The sequence below is a fragment of the Lyngbya sp. CCY1209 genome, from assembly GCF_035615495.1.
GTDB lineage: Bacteria > Cyanobacteriota > Cyanobacteriia > Cyanobacteriales > Microcoleaceae > Limnospira.
Genome location: NZ_JAJENU010000445.1, coordinates 1 through 22,697 on the forward strand (window position 1 = coordinate 1; position 22,697 = coordinate 22,697).

Here is a 22,697-nt window from a genome sequence, read left to right on the forward strand (position 1 = left end):
GCCGTGTGAGGTGAAAGTCTCATGCACGCTTGGAGAATGGGAGGGGGAGAAGGTGACTTCTCTCTCGACCCCTAATAGGCACCAGTGGCTTTGTACGGGTCATCGCCCCGGAACGTGCCTCGGAGATTGCAGGAATTTGAAACTATGGTAGACAAACGTCGTGCCGCGATCGGTGTGGTTCTGGTCTTATGCGTGATCGCTCTCGTGGGATTTTCGATGGGACCGCTGCTGGCGGGGTTATTCAATCCCACTGCGTCAGAGTCCGAACCCAGTATCACCCCCACCCCCACCGCCGACACCGCCCAACTCAGCCAGTTGGAAGATCAGGCGAGGGGTTACGAAATGGTTTTGCAGCGGGAACCGGAGAATGAGACGGCGTTGCGGGGATTTCTCCAGGCCAAATTTGAATTGATCCGCCAGGGACGGGGGGAAGTGAAGGATGTGGTGGAACCGCTGCGGACACTCTCCGAATTGAACCCGGACGAGGCGGAGTACGGGATTTTGTTGGCCCAGTCCCAGGAGTACAGCGGCGACCCGGAGGGCGCGGCCCAAAGTTACCGGAAAATTTTGGAACGGCAACCCGGACAGATCCAGGCCTTGCAGGGGTTGACCAACCTGCTGCTGTCCCAGAACCGGCCCGAGGCGGCGATCGGATTGTTGGAGGATACGCTGCAGGCGGCGCCCCAGGCCAACCAAGCCCAGCCCGGAAGTATCGACGAAACCTCGATCCAGTTGATTTTGGGTCAGGTGTACGCCCAACAGGAACGCTACGAGGAGGCGATCGCGATCTACGACGAGGCGATCAAAAATAGCAGCGAGGACTTCCGCCCGGTTTTGGCTAAGGCGATGATCCTCAAACAGCAGGGCAACACGGAAGAGGCCGAACCCCTGTTCGCTAAGGCCACGGATCTGGCGCCGGCCGGGTTCAAGGATCAAATTCAGATGCAGGCCGGAATGACGCCGGTGCCCGATACCTACGGGGAGTCCCCGGAAGGGGAGGCGGGAACTGAGGGGATGGAAACCGAAGGGACTGAACCCACTCAGGAGTAAATTGTCGCGTTATTATTATTGATGCTAATTCCACACCTGGCGTTTCAATTTACATCCCCCGGCCCGATTTTAATCGAACTCGGCCCGATCGCGATCCGTTGGTACGGTTTATTAATTGCTTCTGCGGTTTTGATCGGGGTGACGCTGTCTCAATATCTCGCCAAACGGCGAAATGTCGATCCCGAATTGCTCGGCGATTTGGCGATCTGGCTGGTGGTCGGTGCGATTCCCTGTGCGAGGCTGTATTACGTCGCGTTTCAGTGGGAAAATTACGCCGACAATCCGGCGAGTGCGATCGCGATTTGGAAGGGGGGAATCGCCATCCACGGGGCGATTATCGGCGGTATCATTGCGGCTTTGATTTTTGCCAAAATTAACAAAATTTCCTTTTGGCAACTGGCCGATCTGGTCGCGCCGTCGCTGATTTTGGGGCAGGCGATCGGCCGGTGGGGAAACTTTTTCAATTCCGAAGCCTTCGGCGCTCCCACGGATCTGCCCTGGAAACTTTACATCCCCCCGCAAAATCGCCCGCCGGGACTGATAGAGTACGAATATTTTCACCCCACTTTTCTTTATGAATCCCTGTGGAATTTGCTGGTTTTCGGATTGTTAATGACCCTGTTTTTTCGGGGACTGAAGGGGAAGCCGAAACTCAAATTGGGGACGATTTTCTTAGTTTATTTGGCCGCTTACAGTGGGGGGCGTATTTGGATCGAGGGATTGAGAACCGACAGTTTGATGTTGGGGCCGGTCCGCATCGCCCAATTGGTGAGTCTGGGCGGTATTATTTTAGGTGTAGCCGGACTCAGTTGGCTGTATTTGTTTAAGCGATCGCTCCCCGACGTGGTGTCCGCCTCCGAACGGCAAAGCGGCGATCGCGCCGACTCGAAAACGCCATAAAAAAAATGCCCCGAAATCACTTCCGGGGCATCCATCAGGGTGCATCTACACTTTCTGTATTCCTGTCTCTCGGGGGTGCGATCCGGAATGAATTGAAAATTTTCGGCGTCTGCCATCTGGAACCGGCCCGGGCCGGGGTAAACTTGTGGAATGGTGTGATTGCTCCCCTGCGAGTGCTCACCAACTCCCCCAAACTTTCGAGCAGCTAGTTGGGAGCGATCGCCGGTTTTTTGTGATCCCTTTGACGCGATCGCCTGTTTGGTGATGTCCGTTTTGGGCGATCGCCCGTTTTTTGTCGTCCCTGTGATGCGATCGCCTGATAGTTTTTGCTCGTCACTGTTTGTGGAGTATACTAAAGCCGCAAATGAACCAAAACGGTCTAGTCGGGTGGGTTAGGCGCGGCAGTAATTTTTCGGAAAAACCCACAACTTTTCATCCGCGCCGTCACCCACCATTTCCGTTTTAATGCACAGTTTGAGCAGAAACAGTCCACTAGCAAGCGCGATCGCACTTTTGAAAACAATTAATACACCCAGACCCATCGAACGAGTCCGGTGATCGATGATGAGATCGAAAGGTTGGCAGAAAAGAAGCGATCGCACCAACCCCCCCTGACAAAGGGGGGGGTGGGGGGGATGGGGGCTGGGGGGGATCGATATTAAACCTGAATTTTGGGTTCGGAAGCCGGACGGATTTCGCTGCGGACTTCGTAAAATGAAGTCATGGGTGCTTTGGCGAAAAGCGGAGTCATTTTGTCCAAAATAGCCTGGTAAGACTCATCTTGGTTGGCTTCCATGTCCTCGATATTTTCCCAGAAAATGATCGCGATCCCGCGATCGGTGCCCGGTTCTTGCAATAGATAAGATCCCTTGAAACCGGTGGTGTAGGTCGAGACGGCCTGTTGAAACAGTTCCCGGGCTTCTTCAAATTTGCCCGGTTTGAATTCGCCGATCGCGATGTAGGCATATTTGTGCCGAAGAAAATCAAAAAATTCAGACATAACTGACCACCCGTCATGCGTTTAGATGATTGGATTGCCCGGAAGAGACTCATCCCCATTTATTGTTGCTTCCCTCTATTGCCGATCCGATCTACCTGGGGCTCGAATCGCAGACGCTGGGGGACAATCTCTGGCGCGGATGCTAGGAATAAATGCTTACCACTTAATTCCTTTAAATCACCCTATCCCATTTGAGGACAGAATGCAATCGGAGTGGCGGATAATTTTTTTCAAAAGTGCCGAAGCTGAAGATCGGCGTTAAAAAATTGCCGACAAATGCCGCCGGTCAACAGCCAAGTTGTCAGCAAATCGGCCAAAACTACGGCGAATAGAATCAGTATTTGATAAGAAACGGCATCCAAGGGTTCAATTCCGGCCAATAGCTGGCCGGTGAGAATTCCCGGCAGGGTCACGGCCCCGGCGATCGCCATCGCGTTGAGGGTGGGGGTTAACCCGGCCCGGACGGCATCCCGGCGGTAGGAAGCGATCGCCTGTTCGGGAGTCGCCCCCAAACTGAGGTGGGTTTCGATTTCGATTTGGCAGGCGTTGAGGGTTTTGACCAACTGTTCCCCGGCCACCATCGCCGCGTTGAGACTGCCGGCCAAAATGGCGGCGGCCACGGGGACCCAATATTGGGGGGAATAGATGGGATCGGGTTGGATGACGATGGCGACCAGATACAGCGAAATCGCCCCGGTGCCGACGAGCACGGACCCCCACACCCACAAGAACAGCCGGGGAATTGTGCGGCCGATGCGGTTGCGGACGACCACCGCCACCAGGGAAATCATGGCCAAAATGACGGCGATCGTCAGCAAGGGGTGGATGCCGGCGGGGTCGAAGACCACGGCGAAGACGTAGCCGACGACGGCCAACTGCGCGATCGCCCGCAGTCCCGACCCGGCCAACTGTCGGACGATCCCCAACCGCCAGTAAGCCGACAGCGCCATCGTCGCGACGGCCAGTCCGAGTACCAGCAGCAAGTCTGTAAAATCTAAAGGAACCAAAATTCTGTTCGGCGACGAATTATCAATTTAATTTTAAGTGGTGTGAGCAGCGTGAATTCAATTCCCCCCCTCGATTTAACCCGACAGTACGAAACCATCCGCGATCGCGTCAATGCCGCCGTGCTGGACATCCTGGCTTCGGGACGCTACATCGGCGGATCTGCCGTAGACCGTTTTGAGGAACGGTTCGCCGAGTATATCGGGGTCCCGGAAGCGGTGAGTTGCAACTCCGGGACCGATGCGTTATTTCTGGCGCTGCGGGCCTTGGACATCGGCCCGGGCGATCGCGTGATCACGACTTCTTTTTCATTTATCGCCACCTCGGAAGTGATAACGGCGGTGGGGGCGACTCCGGTGTTCGTGGATATCGACCCCGAGACGTTCAATTTGGATCTCGATCGAGTGGAAGCGGCCGTCACCCCCGACACCCGGGCGATCGTGCCGGTCCACCTGTTCGGCCGGCCCGTGGATATGACCGGGCTGATGGCGATCGCGCGAAAACACAATTTAATTGTCATCGAAGATTGTGCCCAGGCGACCGGGGCGACGTGGGAGGGCAAAAAAGTGGGCAGTTTCGGAGATTTCGGCTGTTTCAGTTTCTTCCCGACCAAAAATTTGGGCGCCTGCGGGGACGGCGGCGCCGTGACGACTTCCGACCGGGCTTTGGCGGAGAAAATCCGGGTGTTGAAAAATCACGGCCAGGCCGGACGCTACAACTCGGAGGTGTTGGGAATCAACAGCCGGTTGGATGCGGTGCAGGCGGCGATTTTGAACGTCAAACTCGACGATCTCGATGGCTGGAACGACCGGAGGCGGGCGATCGCAAACCGTTACGGCCAAATGTTGGAAGCCGTCCCCGGCGTGATTCCCCCCCGGGACTGTGCGGGGGGCCGCAGCGTTTGGAACCAGTACACGATCCGGGTCGAGGGGGGCGCGAGGGGGGAGTCCCGGCGCGATCGCCTGCGGGCAGACCTGCAAAAACGGGGGGTGAGTACGATGGTTTATTATCCCCTTCCCCTGCACCTGCAAGGGGTGCACCGGGACTTGGGTTATCGAAAGGGGCAACTTCCCATCTCCGAACAAATCGGCAACCAAGTCTTATCTTTGCCCATGTTTCCCGAACTTTCCGAAGAACAGCAGGATCGCGTCGTCTACAGTCTCAAGGATTGTCTCGAATCTGTGGCGATCGGGTGAGACAAATCGTCGTGTAGTTTTGTATACTATACTTAACAAAATGATAAAAAACATAACGAACCGACGGCAGGGATCGGGCGTTCCCCCCCGCGATCGCACTTTCCCGCGCCATTCACCCATAACAAACTCACCGTTTAAGAGGACAGACAAGGAGTGAATCCCCACCAATCAACCTCCAGACGAGTTTACGATCCCGAAACCATTGCCGACCATTACCGCCGTCGCCCCTGGCAGGCACTCTGGCGAGTCATCACGGTCATCTGGTTCTTCTCCGGGTTCATCATCGGCTTAATCTGGGATCAGTGGCGACATCGGGGGGTAACGGAAACTCCCAAACGGGCCTCCCAACTGCGGCACGTTCTGACCCGCCTCGGCCCCACCTACATCAAAGTCGGACAGGCCCTCTCGACCCGCCCCGACCTGATTCGGAAAGACTTTTTGGAGGAACTGACGAAACTGCAGGATCAGCTTCCCCCCTTCGACACCCGAATCGCGATGGCGATTCTGGAAAAAGAACTCGATCGCGATCTCGATGCGGTTTTCAGCCAGATTTCCCCCCAACCCGTCGCCGCCGCCAGCTTGGGGCAGGTCTACAAAGCCCGACTCAATACCGGCGAAGAAGTGGCGGTCAAAGTCCAGCGGCCCAATTTGCTGCCCATGTTGACCCTCGACCTGTATTTGATGCGGTTGGGCGCCCGCTGGTTCGCGCCGATTCTCCCCCTCAATTTAGGTCACGATCTCACCCTGATCGTGGATGAATTCGGCGTCAAATTATTTGAAGAAATCGACTATATCAACGAGGGACGCAACGCCGAACGGTTCGCCACCTATTTCGACGGCGACCCGACCATCAAAGTCCCGTCGATTTACTGGAAATACACCTCCACCCGCGTCCTCGTCCTGGAGTGGATCGACGGGTTCAAACTCACCGATATCGACAGCATCGAAGCGGCGGGTTTGGATATGGATTCGCTGATTCTCGTCGGCGTCACCAGCGGGTTGAGGCAACTGCTCGAATTCGGGTTTTTCCACGCCGACCCCCACCCCGGCAACTTATTCGCCATGGCGGACGGCCGGATGGCGTTTATCGACTTCGGGATGATGGACCAGTTGAACCAGCAGACCAAAGAAACCCTGGTCGATTCGGTGGTCCACCTGATCAACAAAGATTACACCGAGTTGGCCGGCGACTTCGTGAGGTTGGGCTTTCTGACGCCGGACACGGACATCCGCCCCATCATTCCCGCCCTGGAGACGGTGATGGGGGATATCATCGGCGAGAGCGTCCGGGATTTCAACTTCAAAACCATCACGGACAGTTTCTCGGAATTGATGTACGATTACCCATTCCGAGTCCCGGCGAAATTCGCCCTGATCATCCGATCGCTGGTGACGCAGGAGGGGATCGCCCTGAGTTTGAATCCGGACTTCAAAATTGTCGAGGTCGCCTATCCCTACGTCGCCCGCCGCCTGTTGAAGGGAGAGACCCCGGCCCTGCGGCGGCGGCTGATCGAAGTGCTCTTCAAAGACGGGCGTTTCCAGTGGCAGCGGTTGGAAAACATGATCGCGATCGCCCAGGCGGACGGCAATTTCGACATCCTCCCGACGGCACAACTGGGGTTGCAATACCTGCTTTCAGAAGAGGGAAATTTCCTCCGCCGCCAGATCGTCCTGGCGCTGACGGAAGACGATCGCCTGCACACCGAAGAAGTGCAACGGCTGTGGGGGTTGATACAACAGGATCTGAAGCCGAGTCGCCTGTTTGACGCGGCTTTGGGGGCGCTGACGGAGTTTTCCACCGCCCAAGTCGCCGCCCTCAGAACCGAGTAAAGAGCTTCTCAAATTTCTGGAAGACTGAACTTTAGCAAAGACCCAAATTTTGGGTCTTTTGTTATGATGTCGGAGACTTTCCAGTTCCATGAGTTCTCGGACGACTGGAACGGAAAAACGGGCATCGCTCGGGGTTGAACAAGGATTTTGAACTTTATGCGTATTCTGATTTACTCCTACAACTATTATCCAGAGCCAATCGGTATCGCGCCTTTGATGACGGAATTGGCCGAAGGTTTCGTCCGCCGGGGCCACGAGGTGCGAGTGGTGACGGGGATGCCCAACTACCCGGAGCGATTGATTTATCCCGCCTACCGGGGCAAACTCTACCACACGGAAACGATCAACGGGGTGACGGTGCAGCGGAGCTTTCTGTGGGCGAACGGTCCGAATCCCGGGTTTAAAGACCGGTTGCTCCTCGACGCCAGCTTTGTCGTCACCAGTCTGGTGCAGTTGTTCAAGGGGTGGAAGCCGGACGCGATTTTTTCCAGCTTGCCCCCCCTGCTGGCCTGTTTTCCGGTGGCGTTGTACGCCGGGGTGAATGGCGTCCCGGTGGTGACGAACGTGCAGGATATCGTCTCCGAGGCGGCCGTGGGCACGGATTTGATTGATAAAGGGAGTGCGATCGCCCGCATTGCCGACGGGTTGGAAAAGTTTTCCTACTCCATTTCCACCCGCATCACCGTGATCGCCGACAAGTTCATCGAAAAATTGGTCGCACAGGGGGTCCCCCGGGAAAAAATCGTTCACATTCCCAATTGGGTGGACACGAACTTCATCCGGCCGCAGCCCCGGGAAAATAATTCCTTTCGGAAAAAACACGGACTCGAAGATCAATTTGTCGTCCTCTATTCCGGCAATATCGCCCGCACCCAAGGCTTGGAAACGGCGGTCGAGGCGGCGGTTCACCTGCAACACGTCCCCGAAATTAAGATAGTTATCGTCGGAGAAGAAAATGCCTTGAATCGCCTGCGAAAACATGGCTCGGCTTGCGGGGTCAATAACGTCCTGTTCCTGCCGTTCATCCCCCGGGAAGAACTGCCGGAAATGTTAGCCGCGGCTGACATCAGTTTGGTGATGCAAAAACGCAGCGTCACCGCCTTTAATATGCCCTCCAAAATTCCCGGGTTGCTCTCGAGTGGGCGCCCCATTATCGCCTCGGTTCCCCCGCAGGGGACGGCGGAAACAGCCGTCGGCATGAGCGGGGGCGGGATCGTCGTCCCGCCGGAAACTCCCGAGGCCCTCGCCGGAGCTATTTTGGACTTGTATCACCATCCGGAAAAAATGGATGCGATCGCCGACCAGGGACGAAAGTATGCCCTAGAAAACTACAAGTTCGAGGTCATTTTAGATCGGTACGAAGCCCTGTTTTCGGAAATTAGCGAACGGGGAAATCCGGTTTTAGCCCCTCAGAGTACCAACAAAGTTTGACGCAATTGAGTTTAGTTTTTCTGCGAATTTTGCCAGGACTCGTAATCCCGTCGCAGTCGGTTGGGAAGCCGGGAGGGGTTTTGGATCTGAACCTGTTCGGGACGGTAATATAACATCGCCGCCATCAGGTAATGGATGGAACGGGGTGCATCTAAACCCTGTCGCAAATAAGTCGCCAAGGTTTGCAGAAAGTCCCATTCTTGTTGGGTGAGTCGTTCGTTTTGAAGGCGACTGTGAAGCAGCGCTCGGAAGGCGTCTCCCATGTCGCGATCGTAGGTCGTCTCCAATATTTCTTCGGGCAAATTCAGCCAAAAGTGGGCGATTTGCCACCGCAGTTGTCGCAGTTCCGCCGCGATGTCGGCATCTGTCGGATCGATTTGAAACAATTTCGCACAGCCACGCGCCCGATTGATCAATTGGGAATTTTCGAGTGGCATCGCCTCCGGTGGAAGTTCCTCGGCTTTTCCGGGTGTCGGCTGCTGTTGGGCGGTGACGGCTCGTTGAATTTGGGCGATCGCTTCGGAATTCTCAAAAATTCGCTGATAATCCGGGTACAGCCACCCCGGCAGGCGCTTGAGGGCATCCCGCACGAACATTTTACCGGGCTGAGAGTACAGCATCACCACCATCAGGCTGTTGATAGAATTGGGTTTGGCCAACCCCGTCGCCACTTTGGCGAGTTGGTTCACCAACACCTGTTCGGAGTCGGTGAGGGGTTCTTTCTGAATGCCACGATTGAGGAGAATTTGATAACCTTTGCCGATGGGTTGTTGATAGAGAGTTTCGAGTTTTTCCGGCGGCTGATTCAGCCAATATTCGGCCATCACCCGCCGGGTGTGGCGCAATTTTTCCACCACTTCCCGATTCGTCGGATCGAGATCGTACAAGTTCACCCAGTCCACCAATTCGGCTAAAAATTGTTGGCGGACGGCGGGTTTTTCCAACGCCGTCGCCTCCTCCTGTCGCCGGCGGAGTTGGAACAGTTGGGCAAAAACGGCCCCCATTTTGACGGCGTGGGCGCGACTGTCGAGAAATTCTGGATTGGCCGCCATTTGTTCGCGGATTTCTTGGCTTTTGCGCTGCCGGCCCCCGACGTCCGTCGCCAATTGAACTGCGGCATCGATGTAAGCTGGTTCGCTGGCGGGAATGGGTTCGTTGGGAAGCAGCGATCGCACCATCGCCGCCCCCATCCGCGATCGCAAGGTGTTCCCCTCCCACACCACCACCGGCAACCCCACTTCTAGGGGATCGACGAGGGAAGTCGTCCCGGCGTAGGGGAAAGAGTCGAGGTAAATATCCCCCAATTGCAACACGGCTTTGACTTGGGCGCGGTTGGGAAGTGCCCCGAGTATTTTCAACCGTTTCGGATCGATATTGTGGCGGTTGAGGAGGGCTTGCATTTGCTGCCGAAATGCCACTTCCGGATATTGGTGCGTCCAACTGGCGCCGAAGGGCAACACCAGCAAATTTGAATGGGGCACCGCCGCCAAAATTTTCACCCAAGTTTCCCGCAACTCGGGCGTCAGTTTGTACAAATTCGCGCCGGAAACAAATGCGATCGCGTCGTCGGGAATTCCCAACTGTTGCCGTTGGGGAGGCGGGGCGCTTTTTTGCGGTTCGACGGTGTAGCTGAAACAGCAACCCGCCCCCGGAATTTTGACCAGTTTTTCTCGATAGTGGTCACTTCCATTTTTCGGCAATTCCATCAATTCCCCGGCGATGTAAAAGTCGATATTTTTGAAGCCGGTGGTGACGGGGGAATTGAAACAGGTGAGTTGCACCCGCGCCAGCCGGTGACAGGCGATCAAGGTGATTTCGTGGGTGACGGCGGTGACGTTTGTCCCCACCAATAAAACGTCTAATTCGTCCCCGCGAATGGCGGTGACTTGTGCCATCAGGGAACCGGAGAGTTGGACGAATTTATCGGCGCGATCGCGGCAGTATTGTTCCACCGAATTGCCGTCGGTTTGCAGGGCGTACAGCACCACTTCAAACTGTCCCCGATGCAAATATTCAAAGGCGGGGAGGGTGGCGAATGTCTCGGTCATCGGCCCGAAATGCTTGCTCAAAATGCCGACGCGAATTTTTTGGCGCTCGGCCGATCGCTGAGGGATTTCCCAGTCAATTTGAGCGCCCCGACTCCGCAACGCGAACTCGATGATATCCCCCCGCAGGGTGTAAATTTCTTTGAGGTTTTCGGTATTAAAATACAGGCTAATGACGCGGCAGTGGATCGTCACAAACCAGGCGATATTTTTCCAGTTTTGGGAGTCTTTGTTTGCGAAAATTGAGCGGTGTAAATATCGCAGCAATCCCAGGAAATACTGGCGGTAGCCATCGGCTTCTCCCACTTCCTGGAAGAATTCGGGGTTGGAGAGGAGAAAATCCAAATAGTCCGCCGCCAGCCATTGGGGGAGCGCCAACTTTTCGTAGGGAATGGAAAGTTGGTGGGGCCAGAAGTACAGCATCGCCGCGATCGCCGTCCCGTGGGAATAGTTATCCGCGATCGCCGTTTGCAGGGTGCGGCCGTACTGGATTTCTGACTCGGTTTTGACTTCCTGTTTGATGCCACTTTTTAACAGCAGTTTGTGCGCCTTACCTGGCGCCCCGGCGCGGGCACTTTCGAGGCTTTCGGGTTCGCAATTCCACCAGAATTCCGCCAACTCCCGGCGCAACTGTCGCAGTCGATCCAAAACGGTGCGATCGCCACTTCCCCGGTTGTAGCGCTCCACCAAATCGGTGACATCCGCCAAAAATTGGTCGGGATTTGATACAATATTGGAAGCGGATCGAACGGGGTGGATGACGATGCCCCGCTCCTGCAAAATCTGCGCCGCGGCTCCCACTTCCTCCGGCGTATATAAGTTGGGGTGGAGGGCGATAATTTTGGCTTTTTGGACGGCGAGGGTTTCGCGATCGCCGAGTAAGTTTTGCAGCCGGGAACCGTCGCCATATTGGCGGTAATACAAATAGGGTTTGGGGAGGCGATATCCCCGCCAGCCACTTTCGTAAGCCGCCACCCAGAATTCCCAGTCTTCGAGTCCCGCCTCCATCTCCGTTTTTAAACCGCCGATGCGATCGCAAATCGATCGCCGAAATAGGGACGTGATGCTGGCTTGATTGGACCGCAGCAGCCGACTCGGATCGAAATCCCCGTCGGTTTTGACTCCCTGTTGAGTTCCGAAATATTCGATATCGGTGTAGACGAACCCGACATCCGGTTTTTGTTGCAAAATTTCCAGGGTTTCCGCCAGAAAATTGGGGTGCAACTTGTCGTCCGCATCCAAAAATAACAGGTAATTTCCCCGCGCCTGACTCAAGCCTAGATTTCGCGCCGCGACGACACCTTTATTGTCTTGATTGATGAGTTTTAAAGCGCGATCGCGGTGCAGTTCGATCAGCAATTCAGCCACAACGGGTGTCCCGTCGGAACTGCCATCATTGACGATGATACATTCCCAGTCGGCGATCGTTTGCGCCAAAAGACTATCGACGGCTTCCTTGAGATAATTCGCCTGATTGTAGCAGGGAATGATAATCGAAATTTGGGGAGTTGTGGGAGTGCCTGCACGCATAGAATCGAGTTCGCTTGGGGAAACGGGAACCGGAACGGAAGTTTTCGGCTGAATGCCGCGCTGAGAAATGCCGTATTCGTGCCAAATCTGGCGCACTTCCTGAACCATTGTCGGCGATGTCTTTTCTAAACCCTGGGGATGTTCGTAGTATAACCCAAAAACCTGCGGTAATTTCACAATTTTTTCTGTTTTGCCAACCCGCAGCCAGAATTCGTAATCCCCGGCGACCTCAAATTCCGAACGGAAATCGCCATATTTTTCGTGAAGGGATTTCCGCCACATCGGCTGGGGGCCTAAAATGCAGCGACGCTCCAGTTCTTCATAACTAAATTCCGGCCAATTCCAGCGCCGGTTCGCTTGAGTGTTATCAAAGGTTTCGTTGGCGTTTTGGGTGATGAGTTGATCGCCGTAAACGATCGCGACATTCTGATTTTTATCCAAATAATCCGCCATCACTTCCAACGCATCTTTTCGGTGGCGATCGTCGGTGTTGGCGTTAGTGATATAATCTCCTTTTGCCAACGCGATCGCCCGATTCCAAGCCGCGTAGAGGGTTTCCCGATTTTCGGTTTGGTGATAAACAATCTGGGGGTATTGGCTCTGAAATTCCGAGACAATTTGCTTTTCGTTCTGCTCCGACTTGCTGTCGATAATGATAATTTCCAATTCCCCCTTTTGAGACAGGGTTTGATTCGTCAAGTCTTCCAAACATCCCCGCAGGAATTTCTCGGAGTTGTAAGTCGAAACAATCGCAGAAACTCGGGGATATAATCGAGAGTTTGATTTTATTTGAGCCGCTTTTTGGAGCAAGGCATTGCCGACCGTTTTTCCCATTTTAGACCAAGAAAACTGTCGCGATTGCTCTAAACCTGCGACAATAAGTTTCTGTCGAATGTCGGATTTTTGAACATCGATTAAGGCTTGAACGAGACGGTCAATATCGCGATCGCCGACATAAATAGCGGCTTCCCCGGCTACTTCTAAAAGGGAACTGTTGGGACAAGTAATCACCGGACACCCACAAGCCATTGCCTCTGCGATCGGCATCCCAAATCCTTCATATTTGGACGGATAAACCAAGGCGATCGCACTAGAATATGCCACTTTGAGTTCCGCGTCACTCAATGTTAAGATTTTAACGCTACGTTCAGAAACAAATTGTGCCAATCCCTTTTCCAGCGTCGGTTTTCCGCCGACACAAACAATTTCTAAATCTCGGTTATTAGCCAGACGCGAAAACGCTTGAAAAAATAAAATTGTGTTTTTGGCATTTTTCCAACCCACCCGTTCACCAACGATCAGAAAATAGGATTTTGACAGACCGTACTTGCATCTAAAATTAGCCTTCTCTTCATCGGAAGCCGGAGAAAATTGGCTTTCGACTCCACAATGAGCGATCGTTACGGAATCAGGCGAAATTTGCGGGAAATATCGAATTAAATCGCGAGCCGTATTTTCTGATATTGTCAGATAAGAAACTGCTCGCCGAATTCCCTCATGTTTTTCTCGCCATTCCGGACAGTTGAGATTTTGTCCGAAGACTTCCGGAATCATATCGTAAGCCATCAATACCGACGGGGTAGAAACCGGAGTCGTATAATAAGTTGAAATAAACAGATCGGCTTTTTGTTCATCACAAACTCGCTGTAACATTTGCCGATCGCGCTCCGTGTCGTTAGAATTGTATCGCGGAATTGTTCGATATCGAATTCCGGGAATCTTGGGGGTGGTTCCCTCCCGATCTAAAACTAGAATATGGCTGGCAAAACCATCGGCAACCCACGCCGAAAAGAGCGAACGCCAGACCCTAGCGATCCCCGTATTGTTCAATTGAAAGAAAACGCCGTCAACCAATATTTGGAAGGATTTATTTTGACGATCAGCAGCTTTTTTGGCAAGGGAAATTTCTCGGAGATAGTCGGCTTCGGTTCGCCGTCCGGACTGTGAGCTGTGCTTGACCTGACATGATTGATAAAATAAATGGGGTGAAATTACTTTTTCTGTCAGCAGATGTAGAGAATTTCCATAGGTGTACAAATTCAATCCGAACCGCTCGGCGATGATGGATAAGGCTTTCTTTGTATAAATCGAAATATGCTGACCTTCCGACAATGCATAGTACCACCAATCTTTGGGTTTAGGATTATTCTCCGGCAGCAGTTGGGTACTGAAAAATAGGCTGCGAGAAAATTTGAGAATTTTTTCGATTTCTTCTCGGGGATTGACCAAGTGTTCCAAGACTTCAAAAGCCGTGACTAAATCATAGTTATCGTCGGAATTTTCCCCGACTTCAAACCCTTGATAAAATAGGTTTTGACAATAGCGATCGCACCCGTAAAAATCGAATCCAGATTCTCGCATCAGTCGGACAAACAAACCGTAACCGCAACCATAATCGAGAAATTTGCCGCGACGATCAAACAAGTTGACAATTAAGTTTTCCGCGATTTGGGAAAATTCCAGATTGCGGGCGACCAATCCCACGTCACTATCCGCGATCGGTTCTGCATAAGCTTCGGCTAACCAATCGGGATCTTCCGTTTGAACAAAACCACAGTTGATACACTGAAAATAATCGACATCATATTTGTTTAAAATTTGCGCGCGATCGAAGAATTGGGAGGTGGAACCGCAAACCTTACAGGTGGTATTTTTGCCAATCATAGACATCGCATTCTGCTGTCCAGAAAACATGATTTTTTCTGTAAATTCATCGGCTTTTAGGTGGGCTTTAACCGCCTGCGGATGCCGCATTGGAAATGTCATCGTTCCCGTTTCCATATGGGCAAATTGACTCGGCTCGGGTGTGTGGGTCGCCCCCCGATCAAAACCGATATTGGAAACCAAATTGACCTCGGGTAAAATGGTTAAACCATTACGACTCCAGCAGGTCAATGTCCAAACATAAGCCCAGGAGTTAAAACCCCGATAATTATTTTCAAAAATATTCGACCAATATTTGACGGCTTCGGGTTCGGAAAAAAGGGTTTCCAGCCACCGACTGTCCCTCAGTTGCGGCCAGGAACTCATGGAGTCGTCGTACTGTTGCCAAGCTCGACGCCAGGTCGCCCAACCCCAGCAGTGGGGGTATCGAGAAAAATAATAACTATCCGCCGTGTATCGTCGCCCGAATTGGAAATTATCTCCGGAGATCGCCATCACCCTCGGATCGCGATCGTACCGCTTCAACAGTTCCTCGCAAAAGGGAAAAAACGTCAGATCCGGGATGCAGTCGTCTTCCAAAATGACCGCCGATTCCACCCGTTCAAATGCCCAATTTAAACCGCTCGAAATCCGTTGCCGGCATCCCAAATTGACCGCGGAATAATTCCTCAAAATTTCGCAGTCCCAGTTCGCCTGTTCGACAATTTGTCGCGCCGCCTGACAGCGCTCCCGATCCGACGGGCGATCGCTCCGGGGGCCGTCCGCAATCACCAACAATTGACGCGGTTTGACCTGCCGGATCGCCTCAAATACTCGTGCCGTGGTTTGAGGACGATTATAGATAATAAAAATAACCGGAGTTTCCATCACAATAATTAAATCGAATCATCGCAGCGATTGTGAGCTTCAGCATATCCCAAAGAAATTCCCAAACAGGAGCTTCTGGCGCTGGGCAACGGGGCATTTTTTAAAAAGCTGTCATCTCGAAAGAAAATTGACGTGCAGGTTTTATAAGTTTGAGTCGCGACGAGTCCGAAAAAATCGATCCGTTTGAACCCGCCGTTCATCAGATGTTCGATGCCCCGATCGTAGATGTACCGATCAGTATTGTCAAAAATGATAAATCCCGTCGGTTTCAATTTAGAAATGCTGTGCATCGCGCACCGATTGCGGTTGATGCCGTCCACGACGACAACATCAAAGCTACAGTCAGGATAATCCCAGATTTTAGCCGCATATTTCTCCTCATCTTCGATCAAGAAAATCGCAGCGTTCGCCATCAGCCGATCGCGCAACTTTCCGTACCAATTCGGATCGCTTTCCACCGCGATCGTCCGTGCCACCCGCGCCGCATACCATTGGGTCGAGTATCCACTTCCGTATTCAAAAACCTGAAAATCCGGTTTCAAATGATTTTCGACAAATTCGATCGCGGGATAATTATACCAAGGAATCGGTTGTAATGCCCCGTTGACAGGTTCCTGACCTTTGAGAGACTGTACCCATCCCGATGTCTCCAAATAATTCAAATTGGGTTGCGTCGCCCCCTCCGGCAAATAACGGCGGGTTTCGAGTTCCCGAATTTGTCGGCGACAGCGATTCACCTCACTCAGACACCCTCGCCGGTGATACAACGCCTCTAAACAGAGATAAACATCAATGGCATCGGGTTGCAGTTGCAAGACTTGTTCGTAAGCCCGGATCGCCTTTTCAGCCTGATTTCCAGCTTGTAACGCTTGACCGAGAATGCGATAAGCCCCGGCACAGTCCGGTTGAGACTTGATCGCCTCGTGACAAATTGCGATCGCCGATTCCAACTTTCCCGCCGCCAGATCCGCTTTCGCCCGGGCATTAAGTTGCGAAACCCCCGCATCTGCCGGAGGGCGGTCGATATCGCGATGAACAGGATTCCCCATGAGTCACTATATATTAAGGTCGGATGTCGAGGCTCAAGCTTCGGTCAGCAAAGGAAATAATAATACATCATCAACCGCCCCTGTGCTCCCCCTGCTCCCCCTGCTCCCCCTGCTCCCCATCCCCCCGACCCCCCCAGCCTTTCTGAAAAATACGTTAAGATTGGTAAACAATAATATAAAGGTACCAGATCCTCTGGTAGCGACAAAGAATCGATAGGAGGACAGACGCCGGTGAATAAACGGTGGAGAAATGCGGGCTTATATGCACTGCTGGCCATTGTCGTCATTGCTTTGGCAACGGCATTATTCGATAAACAGCCCCAAACTCGGGAAACCTGGAAATACAGCACGTTCGTCCAGGAAGTCCAACAGGATCGGGTCGAGCGAGTGAGCATCAGTGCCGATCGCAGCAAAGCGCTCGTTACGGCCCAAGACGGCTCCAAAGTGTTGGTCAACCTGCCCAACGACCCCGATTTGATTAACATTCTGACCCAAAACAACGTCGATATTTCCGTCCTGCCCCAGAGCGACGAGGGATTCTGGTTCAAAGCATTGAGCGGCCTTTTCTTCCCGGTTTTGCTGCTGGTGGGACTCTTCTTCCTGTTGCGCCGCGCCCAAAGCGGCCCGGGCAGCCAAGCCATGAACTTCGGCAAATCTAAGGCCCGGGTGCAGATGGAACCCCAAACCCAAGTCACCTTCGGGGATGTGGCCGGCATCGAACAGGCCAAACTCGAACTCAGCGAAGTCGTAGACTTCCTCAAAAACGCCGATCGCTTCACCGCCATCGGTGCCAAAATCCCCAAGGGCGTGCTGCTGGTGGGTCCCCCCGGAACCGGTAAAACCCTGCTGGCCAAAGCCGTCGCCGGAGAGGCGGGCGTGCCCTTCTTCAGCATCTCCGGTTCCGAATTCGTGGAAATGTTCGTCGGCGTCGGCGCCTCCCGGGTCCGCGACCTATTCGAGCAGGCCAAAGCCAACGCCCCCTGTATCGTGTTCATCGACGAAATCGACGCCGTGGGCCGCCAGCGGGGTGCGGGCCTCGGCGGGGGCAACGACGAGCGGGAACAGACCCTCAACCAGCTACTCACCGAAATGGATGGCTTTGAGGGCAACACCGGCATCATTATTATTGCCGCCACCAACCGCCCCGACGTCCTCGACAGCGCCCTGATGCGCCCCGGACGCTTCGATCGCCAGGTGGTCGTCGATCGCCCCGACTACGCCGGACGCTCCGAAATCCTCAACGTCCACGCCCGCGGCAAGACCCTCGCCAAAGATGTAGACCTCGACAAGATCGCCCGCCGCACCCCCGGTTTCACCGGCGCCGATTTGTCGAACCTGCTCAACGAAGCGGCCATCCTCGCCGCCCGCCGCAACCTGACCGAAATTTCGATGGATGAAGTCAACGACGCCATCGATCGCGTCCTGGCCGGTCCCGAGAAAAAAGATCGGGTGATGAGCGAAAAACGCAAAACCCTGGTCGCCTTCCACGAAGCCGGTCACGCTTTGGTTGGTGCCCTGATGCCGGATTACGACCCGGTGCAGAAAATCAGCATCATCCCCCGGGGCCGCGCCGGCGGACTGACCTGGTTCATGCCCAGCGAAGACCGCATGGATTCCGGACTCTACAGCCGGTCTTACCTGCACAACCAAATGGCGGTCGCCCTCGGCGGTCGTCTGGCCGAAGAACTCGTCTTCGGGGAGGAAGAAGTGACCACCGGCGCCTCCAACGACCTCCAGCAGGTGACTCGGGTGGCCCGCCAGATGATCACCCGCTTCGGGATGAGCGATCGCCTCGGACCCGTCGCCCTCGGCCGCCAGCAGGGCAACGTCTTCCTCGGCCGGGACATCATGTCCGAGCGGGACTTCTCCGAAGAAACCGCCGCGGCCATCGACGAAGAAGTTCGGGCTCTGGTGGAATCGGCCTATTCCCGCGCTCGCCAGGTGTTGGAAGAAAACCGCCCCGTCTTGGATAAGTTGGCGGAAATGCTGATCGAGAAAGAGACGGTGGACGCCGAAGAATTGCAAGATTTGTTGGCATCCAGCGACGTGAAAATGGCCGCGATCGCCTAATATCAGATCCGGTTATTTACCCGACAAACTTTTTGAGTCGGGTGTAGGGTGTAGGGTGTAGGGTGTAGGGTTTTCCTCTTTCCCTCCAGCCCTCTCGATGTCCGAGTCTTTGACCGGATTTGATATAACGATCCGTTTCATTTTCATCAATATGGGGCCATCCGTTTCATCGGGTGGCTCTTTTTTTGCGATCGCGACAACTGTTCAAAAATCGGCGGGGAATCTCCACGCGATCGCCCCAGTGCAAATGAAGGTAAGATGCGTGCAAGTTGGGGTAATTGTTCCAGCCTTCGGTTTCCAGATCGCGATCGCTCCCGTAGCGACACATCTGATAGGGGGACGTATCCGATGTTGTCGAAATGTGGGAATGGTGAAATTGGTGGCCGCAGACGGTTTCCCCGGCGGCGAACAGGGGCGTTTCCCGCAACACTTCGGCTTGGTAATAACCCAGCGTCAGCCGTTTTTCCATAATCGCCCCGGCGGGTAAAATCCCCGCCATCGGCCAGCTTTTGCCTTGGAAATCGACAATGCGATCGCACAAATACATCAACCCCCCGCATTCGGCGTAGGTGGGGATGCCGGATTGAATGAGCGATCGCACATTTTGCAACGTTTCCCGATTCCGACTCAACCCTTCGGCGAAGACTTCCGGAAATCCGCCCCCGAAATAGAAGCCGTCGATGTCCGCCGGAACCGCATCTGTGAGGGGACTCCAAAACACCAGTTCCGCCCCCAATTCCCGCAAACTATCCAGATTGTCGGCGTAGTAAAAACTGAAAGCCGCATCCCGGGCGATCGCAATTCGGATACCGGAAAATGGAGCTCCCCTCCGATCTCCCCCCTTACAAAGGGGGGCCGGGGGGGATGGGGCGGGGGGGGGATCGCCAATGGGGGACCGGGGGGATGTCGTTTCCGCCGACAACAGTGGCAACAACCGTTCCCAATCGAAACAGCGTCCCGCCAACGCCGCCAGCCGCCCCAGGAGTGCGTCGAGTTCCGGGAGCTCCTCAGCGGGGACCAAACCCAGATGGCGATCGGGGATTTTGATATGATCCTGGCGGCGGACGACGCCCAAAATCGGCAAATCGAGCGGTTCGATCGCCGCTTTGAGTAAATCCAGATGGCGATCGCTCCCGACGCGGTTGAGGACGATTCCCGCAAATTTGAGGTGGGGATAAAGGGTCGAAAAACCGTGGGCGATGGCCGCGGCGGAACCGGAGAGGCGGGCACAGTCGATCGCCAAAATGATCGGCAAATCCAACAACTCGGCGACGTGGGCCGTGGATGCGATCGGGACCTTTCCCCCGCCAACGGGAAGGCCGTCAAAGAGCCCCATCACCCCCTCAATTAACCCCAATTGTCCCCGCCGGAGGTGGCGGGAAAAACAGCGTCTGACGTAATCCTCCGAAGTCAGGATCGGGTCGAGGTTGCGACAGGGTTTCCCGGTGACATATTCGTGAAACATGGGGTCGATGTAATCCGGCCCCACTTTGAAAGACTGAACGTCAAATTGTCGGGATTTCAAATAGGCCAGGAGACAGAGGGTGAGGGTCGTCTTGCCCACACCGCTGCGCTCTCCCGCAATTATGACAGTCATGGATGGCAGGGACAACAACTAATCATCGTCAATTATCAATGATCAATTGTCAATGATCAATTATTCCCCGCGCGATCGTCCCGGCCACAAAAAAAGACGGCCCGAACTATCGCTTCGGTTTGGTTTTCACGCTCACCGGACCGTTGACTTGGGTCTGGCAAGCCAAACGATAATTGTCGGGCTTTTTCTTGAGAATGCGTTCCTCGACCGGGGTTTTGGGGGAGAGATTGTCCATCCCTTCCACCACTTCCACGATGCAGGTGCCGCATTGGCCGTAGCCGCCGCAGTTCATCAATTTTCCCTTAAGCGTATACAGATCCACTTGATTTTCCAGGGCTTTGAGTCGGAGATTGGCCCCATCTGCGGCAATTACTTCGCGATTCTCGTTGACAAAATTGATATTAGCCATTACGAATTCCTAAATGGATCGACATCGGTCTTCAAAAAAACTTGGGGACATCCTCCAGACGCTCACGACTCAGAGCGACAAAAACCGGAGGCGTCGCGGGCTCCGTTAAAAATGTTAACAAACTGTTTTGACTTTTTGTCTTTTCCTGTCGGATGAGTCCGGTTGTGAAGGGAGTTGAGATGCACCCGTCCATTTCTTAGGGTCGATCCTGTAGGATGCTTCCCGGCAGGTTGCTCACCGCCCGCCGCAGTTGGGCCAAGGCGCGGTTGTAACCGATGATCGCCTGCAACAACTGGTTTTGGGCGCGGGTGAGGCTAGTTTCCTGGTTGATCACGTCTGTCTGAGTTCCCACCCCAGCCTGGAATCGCAGTCGGGCCAGGCGCAGAGCTTCCGTAGCTTCCTCGACACCCAAATTCGCCACCCCGATATTTTCAAAACTGGCCTGTAGGTCATAAAATGACTCCTCGATATTGCGGCGGATCTGGTTGCGGGTCTGGGAAAATTGCTCTTCGGCGATCGCGATACCGAGCTCTTGCTGTCTGGCTCTCGCTTTGGCCGCGCCGCCGTCGAAGAAATTCCACTGCAACTGAAGTTGGACGCTGTAGCCGTCCGCCCAACCCTGGTTCGCGAAGGGGCTCGCATCGTCGGAAAGCAGTCCGAGGACGTTGTAGCTGGCCGCCGCCGTCAAGTTAGGCCGGGTGGCGGCGAGGGCCTGCTGCCGCCGCTCCTCGGCGACGTTGCGGGCAATGAGTTGCTGTTCGAGTTCCGGGCGATTTTTGTAAGCCAGGACAATCGTCTCGTCGAGGGTAAACTCCCACGTCCCCGCCAGGGCGATGGGGTCCGCGGCTACCAAATTGGCGTTCTGACTCACATTGACCAGAACAGACAAATTTCGCCGTGCCGTTTTCTGGTTGCTGATGGCATTGGTCAGATCCTGCTGGCTACTCGCCAGGGTGACGCGGGCCTGCAGGACTTCAAATCGGGTCCCCACCCCCGCCCGTTCCAGGGCTTCGGCATCCTCCAAACTTTTTTGGGCGTTTCGCACGGCGGCACGTTGAATTTCCACCGTGGCATCCGCGGCCTGGAGGGTGTAGTAGGTGTCCGTCACGTTCAGATAGGTCTCTTCGACCACCCGCTCCAGCTCCAATTCTGCCGCCCGCAATTGTTCCTCGGCCTCCCGAATTCGCGCCCCCCGCGCCCCGCTCAACCCGAAGTCGTATTGGATTTGAAGGGAGTTGTCGAAGCTGGTGCTGCCGAAGGGGATGGCAAATGGGCTTTGATCTTGGATATCTTGGCCGGCCGCTGCGGCTTTGCGACGCTCGTTGCGAATCCGGCGGTTCTGCGCCCGGGTGGAGATGGTCGTTGACGCACTCTCGGAGCGGACCAAGCTGGAGGTAAACGACAGGCTGGGATACAGTTCCGCCTGGGCGACCCGCAGGTTGGCGAGGCTCTGGTCAACTTGGAGTTGCAAAACGGCAATTTCTTCGTTGTTGCGCCGCGCCAGGTCGAGGGCTTGCTCCAGTGTGATGGGGACCGTTTCTTGAATTTCCACCTGGTCCGGCTGGGTGGGAAAGTAGAGCGGGTTGCTGCTCGGAAACAGGATCGCCGGCGGATCGGTTCGCAAGGTTCCGTCCGGGTAGGGTTGGGGATAGGGTTCCGTCGGCGGGGTCAGATCCGGGACTTGCAGGGCGGGCTGGGCCACCTGGGCTAACAGCACTGGTTCCGCCAGAATGTTGTCGATCGCCGCTTCGGGTTGTCCGATACCGCCGAAGTCCGTTTGCACATAGCCCGTGCCTAGACTCAGGGCCGATCCTCTTTGAAAGGGGAGTTCGTCTGCGGGAGCCAACAGCTCGGCCTCGGTCTCAAAGGTGCGGGCGATCGCTTCAGTTTGTAGCGCCCCCCTCCAGTCCGGTCGGGCATCGAGTCGGGGCGGAGTCGGGGCTGGGTGAGGCCCGGCCGGCTCCTCGATCGCTGCCGACGGCGCGGGTGAGGCCGCCGCTTGACTCGGCGGCTTCGGGGCGGAGTCGGCCTGGGGACGGGGCGGCGCCGGCGGG

Annotated in this window: 15 protein-coding genes; 7 read left to right on the forward strand and 8 right to left on the reverse strand. The window is 54.7% G+C overall.

Annotated elements, in window-relative coordinates:
- Positions 1–144 precede the first annotated feature (144 nt).
- Genes LKE08_RS13915 through LKE08_RS13925 form a run of 3 tightly spaced genes read left to right on the forward strand, consistent with a single transcriptional unit; the run spans position 145 to position 2,159 of the window.
- Positions 145–1,050 carry a tetratricopeptide repeat protein gene (locus LKE08_RS13915; RefSeq protein ID WP_324704836.1) on the forward strand — a complete coding sequence of 302 codons (906 nt, stop codon included), beginning with the start codon at positions 145–147 and terminating at the stop codon, positions 1,048–1,050.
- Between the two features lie 21 nt (positions 1,051–1,071).
- Complete coding sequence (gene lgt, locus LKE08_RS13920; RefSeq protein WP_324704837.1) at positions 1,072–1,950, forward strand: prolipoprotein diacylglyceryl transferase; 879 nt, start codon at positions 1,072–1,074, stop codon at positions 1,948–1,950.
- A 5-nt stretch (positions 1,951–1,955) separates the two neighbouring features.
- Positions 1,956–2,159, forward strand: coding sequence for a hypothetical protein (locus LKE08_RS13925; RefSeq protein WP_324704838.1), 204 nt, complete (start codon positions 1,956–1,958; stop codon positions 2,157–2,159).
- Between the two features lie 183 nt (positions 2,160–2,342).
- Here the strand turns inward: LKE08_RS13925 and LKE08_RS13930 are convergent, their stop codons facing one another.
- From LKE08_RS13930 to fetB, 3 genes are all read right to left on the reverse strand, one after another.
- Positions 2,343–2,492, reverse strand: a complete 150-nt coding sequence (locus LKE08_RS13930; protein WP_324704839.1) for a hypothetical protein — start codon at positions 2,490–2,492, stop codon at positions 2,343–2,345.
- Positions 2,493–2,608: 116 nt separating this feature from the next.
- Positions 2,609–2,950: an antibiotic biosynthesis monooxygenase gene (locus tag LKE08_RS13935; protein WP_324704840.1), complete on the reverse strand. Its 342-nt coding sequence runs from the start codon at positions 2,948–2,950 to the stop codon at positions 2,609–2,611.
- A gap of 230 nt (positions 2,951–3,180) precedes the next feature.
- Positions 3,181–3,957: an ABC transporter permease gene (fetB, locus tag LKE08_RS13940; RefSeq protein ID WP_324704841.1), complete on the reverse strand. Its 777-nt coding sequence runs from the start codon at positions 3,955–3,957 to the stop codon at positions 3,181–3,183.
- Between the two features lie 51 nt (positions 3,958–4,008).
- On the opposite strand from fetB, the gene LKE08_RS13945 reads away from it, so the two are divergent.
- The 3 genes from LKE08_RS13945 (at position 4,009) to LKE08_RS13955 (ending at position 8,412) form a co-directional block, all read left to right on the forward strand.
- Complete coding sequence (locus LKE08_RS13945) at positions 4,009–5,151, forward strand: DegT/DnrJ/EryC1/StrS family aminotransferase (RefSeq protein ID WP_324704842.1); 1,143 nt, start codon at positions 4,009–4,011, stop codon at positions 5,149–5,151.
- Between the two features lie 153 nt (positions 5,152–5,304).
- Complete coding sequence (locus LKE08_RS13950; protein ID WP_324704843.1) at positions 5,305–6,981, forward strand: AarF/ABC1/UbiB kinase family protein; 1,677 nt, start codon at positions 5,305–5,307, stop codon at positions 6,979–6,981.
- A 156-nt stretch (positions 6,982–7,137) separates the two neighbouring features.
- Complete coding sequence (locus LKE08_RS13955) at positions 7,138–8,412, forward strand: WcaI family glycosyltransferase (RefSeq protein ID WP_324704844.1); 1,275 nt, start codon at positions 7,138–7,140, stop codon at positions 8,410–8,412.
- An 11-nt stretch (positions 8,413–8,423) separates the two neighbouring features.
- Here the strand turns inward: LKE08_RS13955 and LKE08_RS13960 are convergent, their stop codons facing one another.
- Positions 8,424–15,518, reverse strand: coding sequence for a glycosyltransferase (locus LKE08_RS13960; RefSeq protein ID WP_324704845.1), 7,095 nt, complete (start codon positions 15,516–15,518; stop codon positions 8,424–8,426).
- An 8-nt stretch (positions 15,519–15,526) separates the two neighbouring features.
- A complete protein-coding gene (locus tag LKE08_RS13965; RefSeq protein WP_324704846.1) occupies positions 15,527–16,567 on the reverse strand; it encodes a tetratricopeptide repeat protein in 1,041 nt (346 codons plus the stop codon).
- Between the two features lie 231 nt (positions 16,568–16,798).
- Between LKE08_RS13965 and ftsH3 the strand changes: the two genes are divergently transcribed.
- Positions 16,799–18,637, forward strand: a complete 1,839-nt coding sequence (gene ftsH3, locus LKE08_RS13970; protein ID WP_324704847.1) for an ATP-dependent zinc metalloprotease FtsH3 — start codon at positions 16,799–16,801, stop codon at positions 18,635–18,637.
- Positions 18,638–18,803: 166 nt separating this feature from the next.
- Here the strand turns inward: ftsH3 and LKE08_RS13975 are convergent, their stop codons facing one another.
- The 3 genes from LKE08_RS13975 to LKE08_RS13985 form a co-directional block, all read right to left on the reverse strand.
- Complete coding sequence (locus tag LKE08_RS13975) at positions 18,804–20,234, reverse strand: cobyrinate a,c-diamide synthase (RefSeq protein ID WP_324704848.1); 1,431 nt, start codon at positions 20,232–20,234, stop codon at positions 18,804–18,806.
- Positions 20,235–20,340: 106 nt separating this feature from the next.
- Complete coding sequence (locus tag LKE08_RS13980; protein ID WP_324704849.1) at positions 20,341–20,643, reverse strand: 2Fe-2S iron-sulfur cluster-binding protein; 303 nt, start codon at positions 20,641–20,643, stop codon at positions 20,341–20,343.
- Positions 20,644–20,839: 196 nt separating this feature from the next.
- Positions 20,840–22,697 (reverse strand): TolC family protein (locus tag LKE08_RS13985; protein ID WP_324704850.1); only part of this gene is annotated, 1,858 nt, incomplete at its 5' end.

Coding starts and splice junctions, on each gene's coding strand:
- LKE08_RS13965 (WP_324704846.1), bottom strand. CDS start 16,567: ATGGGGAATCCTGTTCATCGCGATATCGACCGCCCTCCGGCAGATGCG.
- LKE08_RS13955 (WP_324704844.1), top strand. CDS start 7,138: ATGCGTATTCTGATTTACTCCTACAACTATTATCCAGAGCCAATCGGT.
- LKE08_RS13935 (WP_324704840.1), bottom strand. CDS start 2,950: ATGTCTGAATTTTTTGATTTTCTTCGGCACAAATATGCCTACATCGCG.
- lgt (WP_324704837.1), top strand. CDS start 1,072: ATGCTAATTCCACACCTGGCGTTTCAATTTACATCCCCCGGCCCGATT.
- LKE08_RS13915 (WP_324704836.1), top strand. CDS start 145: ATGGTAGACAAACGTCGTGCCGCGATCGGTGTGGTTCTGGTCTTATGC.
- LKE08_RS13980 (WP_324704849.1), bottom strand. CDS start 20,643: ATGGCTAATATCAATTTTGTCAACGAGAATCGCGAAGTAATTGCCGCA.
- LKE08_RS13930 (WP_324704839.1), bottom strand. CDS start 2,492: ATGGGTCTGGGTGTATTAATTGTTTTCAAAAGTGCGATCGCGCTTGCT.
- LKE08_RS13925 (WP_324704838.1), top strand. CDS start 1,956: ATGCCCCGAAATCACTTCCGGGGCATCCATCAGGGTGCATCTACACTT.
- LKE08_RS13960 (WP_324704845.1), bottom strand. CDS start 15,518: ATGGAAACTCCGGTTATTTTTATTATCTATAATCGTCCTCAAACCACG.
- LKE08_RS13975 (WP_324704848.1), bottom strand. CDS start 20,234: ATGACTGTCATAATTGCGGGAGAGCGCAGCGGTGTGGGCAAGACGACC.